The following is a 6,172-nucleotide window of genomic DNA, read 5'->3' on the forward strand; positions in this document are numbered from 1 at the left end:
GCATCCATTTGTGAGAGGCGATCCTAAAAATGTAAAAATGTCATGTCCTAGCGCGGCATTTCGACAACTTTGGTATAGGCGTCAATCATCTCGAGCGCTTTCACAAAGCTGTCGCCGAGATCGTCTTTCACGATGTATCCCGCAATATTGCTTTCGTAGGCTGCAGCGACATCCGTTGGTGCATCGGAGGTGGACAGCACAAATATTACGGCAGGGTGCAACTTTGGATCTTTGCGTACTTCTTCCAGAAACTCAAAGCCGTTCATGCGTGGCATATTGAGGTCCAGCGTCACAAGATAGGGAGACAAAAGAGAATCTTCGCCACAATCGCCGCGCAAGATGTTCAGCGCATGTTGGCCATCTCTGGCTATTGTCACTGGATTGATGATTTTAAGTTTCTTTAACGCGCGCTTCACAGCCATCACACTGACCACATCATCATCGACGATCAGGAATTTGACCGGGGCCGTCTGAACATCAAAGGATTTTTCTTGTTGTGTTGCTACCATTTTTAGTGCCCTTATCAAATTGGCCTACGCGGCCTGGTTGATTGAATTTACATCCTCAGATTTTTCCGGAAAATCGAATGTAAATATGGTACCTCGTCCACGCTCAGGATCAGATTGAATCGAGATTGACCCACTGTAGTGTTCTAGCAATTTGCGAATGATAGCGAGGCCAAGCCCGCTTCCTTCAACCTCATCGCGTGAGCGAAGGGTTTGAAAAAGACCAAATATCTTGTCGTGGTATTTCGGCGAAATTCCTGGCCCGTCATCCTGAACAGAACAGACTATTCGACCTGACCTAATATGTGTATCCACCTTGATGGAACCCACTGGCTGATCATGATGTTTAATACCATTGCTGACCAGATTGAGTAGTATCTGACGTAGCGGTGTTGCATATGTCACGACAGAGTCGCACGACCCCGAAAATCTGATATGGAAACGATCATCTGGATCGAGCAATTCAGCAGTTTCCTTGAGGATACCTTTGATCGAAAGCTCGGTCAGATCATCGGCCTCTTTTCCAACACGGGAATAGGCCAAAAGATCAGATAGCAACTGGTTCAACCGCCCGATACGCCGCTGCAGCAACGCCATGTTTTCGCGACCTTCAGATGAGAATACATTATCGCTGTCCTCTAAGGTCCAATCGGCCAAATCTTGAATTGCCCGTAACGGAGAACGTAGGTCATGTGCCGCAACATAAGCGAATTTTTCCAGTTCTGTGTTGGAACGCTGCAACTCCTGTGCGTTCATCTTGAACACCTCAAGCGCGCTTGCAATATATCCCAGCTCATCCGGACCGGTTACGTCAACATCATACGTGGTCTCGCCTGCAGCAATCGCAAGGACCGATTTGGTCAGGCTTGCCATCCGTTTGTTGATTTGTCTTTCCACAATAAAAACCAATGCCCAACCGATTGCGAAAAAAGAAACGAAACTTGCGATAGCGAGAATGACGATCATTCTTTCAGTCACCGCTGTAAGGTTTTGCCTGGCCGCATCGATTTGGCCTTGCGCAACTGCAGTTAGTTGATTCGACAAGACTGAAATAGTCTCAGCTGGAACGAATTGCTCAACTTTTTGAACATCGAGAGCGGCGCGGCGCGCCAGCAGCTCTTCGACTTCTTTGACAACACCAGTATCACCAAAAAGATGGTCACGCATTTTCACGACTTCACCGGCCATGCCTGTCCTAGTCGCGCTCTCCTGTAGTTGTCCGATAAGGACAACAATTCCTCTCATTTTAAAGCGAAGTGTGTGCTCAGCCCTTTCAAGCTCACCTGCATCCGAGATGTTAGACAACCCCAAGGCAGCATCTATAATCGATTCAAATTTCAAGGTTATTGCCGCTATTGCATAAGCCAATACCAGCTCTTGATTGAAGTTCTGTTCATTCATATTGGGGCCAACCACACCGTCAGGCTGATCTACCTGATAATTGCGATTCGTTGCAGAAGCTGTCTCATAGGACAAGTCTTCCAGAAGCGTCCGCATAGTTTTGCGAAGTACTGCCAGCTTTTCAATTCTTTGTTTTAGTAGTTCTTCATGCAGTATTATAGAAGTTTTTGTCTCCAGAATTTCAGCTGACCCAAGATAAATCTTGTTAAGAGCCTCTGTTAGTTTTTCTACAACATCTTCCGAAGGGCCGCCGTCGGAAAACTCTTGAGTGTTTGCATGCAAGATCGACAGTCTCACCGTCAGCCTTTCACTCAAAGGATTGAGCTCAGAAAGCTGATCGGCGCTTTCAATCTTTTGTAAAAGGAGCAACAAATTCTTCAGGCTTCGTTCGGTTTCCTCTGCCCTGACAAAAACCGGGATTGAAGAAAGGGTCAGTAGATCTACAGACCGATTCAGCGACTGAACCTGGAAAAAGCCAACACCCAATGCCCCAAACAGAACAATGGAAATCATTAGGAATACGATGCGAAGCCGAAGGACGATGCCGGGCGCAATTTGGAAAGATTTCTGCCCTGACATCTAAGCCCCTGCGTACATCTGGGTGGATTGTTCGGCAAACTTAGCGATGACAAATTAATGAACAATTAAAGATGTTGCGCAATCCTCTGGCTCACACATGAAACTCAGGAACAGCATTAAAAATGACCAAAGGGCAAACAGAAGGCGGTAACTTCACCCGCCGCAACGCGATCTTGGGCATGGCTGCATCAGCGGCCTATTCCTTCTGCCCATCGTCTGGTGCGGCCGCATCAGATCGGTCGCTACATGAAGTCGTGGCGCAACGTGTGCGTGAGCTGGCAGGTGGGCGGCAACTGAAGCTACGGTTACTATTACCAAACGGATCGGGTGGAAATGTGAACCCCATCATATCTGTTTTCCAATCGATGACCGGAATCGAAGTTCTCTCATTTGAAACACCCGTTGATGAGATCAATACAGAACTGTCCCTTGATGCCCTCAGCAATTCTAAGAATTACGACGTTGCCCTACCCGCGACATTTGGCGTGCCTGACCTGGTCGCATCCGGTGCAATTATACCTATCACTGAGTTTGCAAAGCGCTATGAGCCTCAAGGTTTTCGTGAGGACATCCTGTTTGGCGTCGGCGACAGTTTCGATAATGAAATCTACGGATTTCAAACGGACGGCGATGCTTATACCATGTTTTATCACAAAGGTATGCTAGAGAATCCAGACGAACGGGCGCGTTATGAAGACGCCTTCGGGCAGGTCTTGTCAAAACCTGAAACATGGCGTGAACTTGATCAACAAATGGCCTTCTTCAATCGACCAGATGAAGGGCAATGGGGCGGGCTGTTGTTCAGAACACCGAGTTACCTTGCATGGGAATGGTGGGTCAGGTTTCATGCAAAAGGCATCTGGCCATTCTCTTTTGAGATGCAGCCACAAATCGCATCCGACGCTGGTGTAGAAGCTTTGGAAGAGATGATACGAGCGACGGACTACCTGCATCCAGAAACGTCTCAACTAGGGTTATTTGGAAACTGGGAGCGCTACAGCCGTGGCGATGTGTTCTGCAACATCGGGTGGGGCGGGTCTCAAAAATATCTAAACGGCGAGAGTTCAAACATGCGCGGCAACATGGTTTTTGGCCCAACACCGGGGGGGATCGTCAACGAAAAACTGTTGATTACACCATATTTCAATTGGGGCTGGAATTATGTTGTGTCCAGCAATAGCGACCTGCCTGAAATTGCCTATTTATTCGCTCTGTTTGCATCCACGCCTCAAATGTCGACGCTGGCCGTCCGGCAGAGCGATGGTTTTTTTGATCCCTTCCGCCCTGAGCACTATGAGGATGAAGGGATAAAATCTGCTTACTCACCCGAATTTCTGACAGTGCAGCGCGCCAGTCTGGAATCGGCCATTCCCGATCTCTACCTAGAAAATCAGGGCGAGTATTTTCGCGTGTTGAGCGAATGGTTAACACGTGCTTTGGCGCGGGAAGTTACTCCGAGAACGGCTCTTGAGCGTGTTGCCCAACGATGGCAGTTGATTACAAATGGCTCGGGACGTCCTGCGCAAAAAACACGATGGGCGCAGTTGCGCGCCAAATACCCAAAACAAATCAGGGATGAGTTGAGGGACATTATGTAACTGAGATGGGAACCCATTAATCGGACATTTGACATTCAATTCATGAAAATACAACTTCCCAACGCGGAGTAAACAGATGAGCATTCAAAATAACGGACGTATGCCTGAATCCGAATTGAGGGCCACGAGCCCTACTCGTGATTCGAAGGACTTCGAAGAATTCGTCCAATTGCTTAGCCATGATGTTCGCAATTCTGTAAGGGCATTGTTTGAGTTGCCTCAGTGGATTAAGGAAGATTTAATCGCAGAAGGTTACCCGATCGATGGTTCCGTCGCGGAAAATTTCGACCTCATGGAAATCCACACGCGTCGATTGGATCAGATGCTTTTAGATTTGCTGACTTATTCCCGAGTTGGATGCAAGCAAACAGTGCAATCCGTCAGCTTGGTGGATGCAATTCAACATGTATGCGCACAACTATCTATACCGAAAGGTTTTCAAATCACCAGCAATCTCAAATGCAAATCCATTCATATGGGTGATCGGGATATTTTGACCTTGCTTTCAGCGCTCGTTTCCAACGCGATCAAGCATCACGATCGAGACGATGGCGCCATACATATCTCGTCCCGGCAAAGTGGCGACGAATGCATAATTTCTGTACATGATGATGGGCCGGGTATTCCCGAACAACATCGATCTAGGGTCTTTGACGTCATGACAACCCTTAATTCGCGCGATGAAGTTGAAGGCAGTGGAATGGGCCTAGCGATCGTTCGCAAAATTGTTGAATTTTATGGGGGGCACTTAGGCTGGGCAATGACCGACGGTGACCGCCATACCTGTTTGGAAATGTGTTTTAAGATTTGAACGAATGCGGCTTGTTAGCATGCGCCCTGCATGCAACCTGAATAGCCCCGCGTTTTCTAGACGCCTTCGGGTCTCAGTTTCCGCTGCCGTTCGAACTCGACGGGCGACAGCATCCCGTTTCTCGCATGCTTGCGCTTCGGGTTGTAGAACATCTCGATGTAATCGAACACGTCCTGCCGGGCCCGTTCGCGGGTTTTGTAGGTCCGGCGCCTGATCCTTTCGCGCTTGAGAAGGTTGAAGAAGCTCTCGGCAACCGCATTGTCGTGACAGTTTCCGCGACGGCTCATCGAATGCTCCAGATTGTGGCCTCGCAGGAACGCGGCCCAGTCCATGCTGGTGAATTGGCTGCCCTGGTTCGAATGGATCAGAACCTTTGCCTTCGGCTTGCGGCGCCAGACGGCCATGTGCAGAGCCTGCAACACAACGTCCGTAGTCTGCCGGCTCTGCATCGACCAACCAACCACGCGGCGTGAGAAGAGATCGATGACGACCGCCAGGTAGGCAAAGCCCTCCTGCGTGCGGATGTAGGTGATGTCGGTGACCCAGACCTTGTCCGGTGCCCCCACGTCGAACTGCCGGTCGAGAGTGTTATCGACGACGACCGACGGCCTGCCGCCATACCCACCGGGGCGGCGCTTGTAGCCGATCTGAGCCTTGATCCCAGCCCGCTTCGTCAGACGGGCAACACGGTTCACGCAGATGCTTTCGCCCTGTTCGATCAGGTCGTCGTGCAGCTTGCGGTGACCATAGACCTTGCCGCTCTCGACCCACGCCTCCTTCAGCATCCTGGTCTGCCGCAGATCCTCTTGGGCCCGCTTGCTCAGCGGGGTCTTCAGCCAAGCGTAGAAGCCGCCCGGTTGGATGCCCAAGCATCGGCCCATCGCCCGCCCAGCGACCTGCCGATGTTCCTCGGGTGGTACAACGCGATGATGGCCGGGTTCTGGACCGACGCCGAACTGCGCCGGCTCGGTCGGCAGGCGCACCTCGAGTTCCAGGACTACCTCGCCCCGATCATCGCCGAGCGCGCCGAACGACCGGGCGAGGACTTGATCTCACGCGTCCTGCACGCCCAGGTCGACGGTGAACGCATGGACCGCGCCGACATCGTGGACCTCTTCAGGTTGATCGTCACCGGACGACTCGATCTCACGCAGTCCATCTCGGCGCGCTACCCCCTGGCCGACACCAACGCCGCCCTCCCCGCCCCGTCTCCCCCCGCTTTACGCGCCCTCCGCTTCCGCGCCCCTCGTGTCGCCGCCCCCCTGTCCCTCTCCACC

The 6,172-nt window shown here is 51.2% G+C and carries 5 protein-coding genes and 1 pseudogene; 3 read left to right on the forward strand and 3 right to left on the reverse strand.

The window, feature by feature from the left end:
* Positions 1-47: 47 nt before the first annotated feature.
* Both QZ571_RS12725 and QZ571_RS12730 read right to left on the reverse strand, forming a co-directional pair.
* Positions 48-509 (reverse strand): response regulator, encoded by a 462-nt coding sequence (locus QZ571_RS12725; RefSeq protein ID WP_295535376.1) that lies wholly within the window; start codon positions 507-509, stop codon positions 48-50.
* Positions 510-533: 24 nt separating this feature from the next.
* Positions 534-2,486: an ATP-binding protein gene (locus QZ571_RS12730; protein ID WP_295535379.1), complete on the reverse strand. Its 1,953-nt coding sequence runs from the start codon at positions 2,484-2,486 to the stop codon at positions 534-536.
* Between the two features lie 122 nt (positions 2,487-2,608).
* On the opposite strand from QZ571_RS12730, the gene QZ571_RS12735 reads away from it, so the two are divergent.
* Complete coding sequence (locus tag QZ571_RS12735; RefSeq protein ID WP_295535381.1) at positions 2,609-4,084, forward strand: extracellular solute-binding protein; 1,476 nt, start codon at positions 2,609-2,611, stop codon at positions 4,082-4,084.
* A 76-nt stretch (positions 4,085-4,160) separates the two neighbouring features.
* Positions 4,161-4,895 carry a HAMP domain-containing sensor histidine kinase gene (locus tag QZ571_RS12740; protein WP_295535385.1) on the forward strand — a complete coding sequence of 245 codons (735 nt, stop codon included), beginning with the start codon at positions 4,161-4,163 and terminating at the stop codon, positions 4,893-4,895.
* A gap of 56 nt (positions 4,896-4,951) precedes the next feature.
* On the opposite strand, the pseudogene QZ571_RS12745 reads toward QZ571_RS12740, so the two are convergent.
* Positions 4,952-5,803, reverse strand: a pseudogene (locus tag QZ571_RS12745) (IS3 family transposase); the annotation flags it as partial.
* Here QZ571_RS12745 and QZ571_RS12750 point away from each other — a divergent pair.
* On the forward strand, positions 5,753-6,172 hold a 420-nt coding region (locus tag QZ571_RS12750; protein ID WP_295535390.1), incomplete at its 3' end, for a hypothetical protein. The pseudogene QZ571_RS12745 and the gene QZ571_RS12750 sit on opposite strands and share 51 nt — an antisense overlap.

The sequence above is a fragment of the uncultured Thioclava sp. genome (assembly GCF_913064665.1).
Taxonomy (GTDB): Bacteria; Pseudomonadota; Alphaproteobacteria; order Rhodobacterales; family Rhodobacteraceae; genus Thioclava; species Thioclava arctica.

What these genes read in the sequence shown, in the direction of transcription:
- QZ571_RS12725 (WP_295535376.1), bottom strand. Translation starts at nt 509, where the DNA reads ATGGTAGCAACACAACAAGAAAAATCCTTTGATGTTCAGACGGCCCCG.
- QZ571_RS12730 (WP_295535379.1), bottom strand. Translation starts at nt 2,486, where the DNA reads ATGTCAGGGCAGAAATCTTTCCAAATTGCGCCCGGCATCGTCCTTCGG.
- QZ571_RS12735 (WP_295535381.1), top strand. Translation starts at nt 2,609, where the DNA reads ATGACCAAAGGGCAAACAGAAGGCGGTAACTTCACCCGCCGCAACGCG.
- QZ571_RS12740 (WP_295535385.1), top strand. Translation starts at nt 4,161, where the DNA reads ATGAGCATTCAAAATAACGGACGTATGCCTGAATCCGAATTGAGGGCC.